Source organism: Aeromonas sp. 604176, assembly GCF_049170755.1.
Classification (GTDB): domain Bacteria; phylum Pseudomonadota; class Gammaproteobacteria; order Enterobacterales; family Aeromonadaceae; genus Aeromonas; species Aeromonas veronii_A.
Genome location: NZ_JAAKNE010000249.1, coordinates 1 through 1,427, shown reverse-complemented (window position 1 = coordinate 1,427; position 1,427 = coordinate 1). Strand labels below are relative to the sequence as shown.

The 1,427-nt window shown below is 57.3% G+C and carries 1 protein-coding gene; it reads left to right on the top strand.

Features of this window, described 5'->3' with window-relative positions; genetic code table 11:
- Positions 1 to 84 precede the first annotated feature (84 nt).
- Positions 85 to 1,413, top strand: a complete 1,329-nt coding sequence (locus G5358_RS21110) for an IS4 family transposase (protein WP_421324883.1) — start codon at positions 85 to 87, stop codon at positions 1,411 to 1,413.
- Positions 1,414 to 1,427 lie beyond the last annotated feature (14 nt).

The following is a 1,427-nucleotide window of genomic DNA, read 5'->3' as shown; positions in this document are numbered from 1 at the left end:
TAATGCCGATCAGTTAAGGATCCATTGACCGATCCTCAGGCTGTGTAAGAATCCGAAACTCCTTGTTGGGTTTCGGATTTTTTTATGCGTATCGACCAAGCTCTCGACTTCATTCACGCCTGTCCTCCCGGAAAGTTTGAGTCCCTGTCTGACCTGCTGTCACCTGAACTGGTGCAGGCTTGCTTGGCCGAGACGGGCTCCGTCTCCTTGCGCCGACGGCGCATGCCCATGGAGCGGGTGCTATGGGCCATTATCGGGATGTCCTTGTTTCGTCATGTCCCTATGGCCCAGCTGGCCAACCAGCTCGATATCCTGTTACCCGGCGACCGGCCGTTTGTCGTCCCCAGCGCCTTCATCCAGGCGCGCCAAAAACTGGCTGACCAAGCCGTTCGACAGGTGTTCCAGCAGACCGCCACACTCTGGCATCAGCTGTGTCAGCACCCCACCTGGGCCGGCTTGCAGCTGCTGGCCGTGGACGGGGTGGTCTGGCGCACGCCCGATACTCCGGACAATGCCGGCGCCTTTGCCAAGTCGAAAACCGTCCAGGGGGAGACGCAATATCCCCAGGTCCGCATGTTGTGTCAGATGGAGCTGAGCAGTCATCTGCTGACCCAGACAGTGATGGACTCCTGTGCGGTAAACGAGATGGTGTTGGCAGAGCAACTGATTGAAAAAACACCCGATAATAGCCTGACCCTGTTCGATAAGGGCTTCTACTCACTGGGGTTACTCCATGCCTGGCAACGCCAGGGCGTAGCGCGTCACTGGCTTATTCCGCTGAAAAAGGGGGCTCAATACGAGGTCATCCGCAAGCTGGGGCGGCAGGATGTGCTGGTACGCCTCAGAGCCAGTCCGCAGGCCAAGAAGAAGTGGAGCGAGTTGCCGGAGCAGTTCGAAGCCCGGCTGCTGACCCGGACGGTAAACGGCAAGGAGCGGCAGGTGCTGACCTCGCTCACCGACCCGCTGCGCTTCCCGGCCAGCGAGTTGATGGAGCTATACCAGAATCGCTGGGAAATCGAGCTGGGCTATCGGGAGATGAAACATAGCCTGCAACAGCACCGGCTGACGCTGCGCAGCAAGAAACCCGATGGAGTAAGGCAGGAGCTATGGGGCTTGGTATTGGCCTATAACCTACTGAGATATCAGATGGTTAGGATGGCGGCGAGCTTAAAGGGCTATACGGCCAGCCAGTTGAGCTTTCACATGGCATCGGTGTATCTGCTGCATGAACTCAGTTGCCTGCCGTTTGTGTCACCGGGCATGGTTCCAGGGCGTGTCGCTGAGTTGGACAAACAGGCAGAGCAGTTCAAGTTACCCGCCCGCCGAGAACGAAGTTACCCAAGGTGCATCAAAGCCAAACCACAGAAGTATGCGACGAGAAAACCTAGTAAAAACAATGCCAGTCAGGCTTAACTGACTGGCATTAG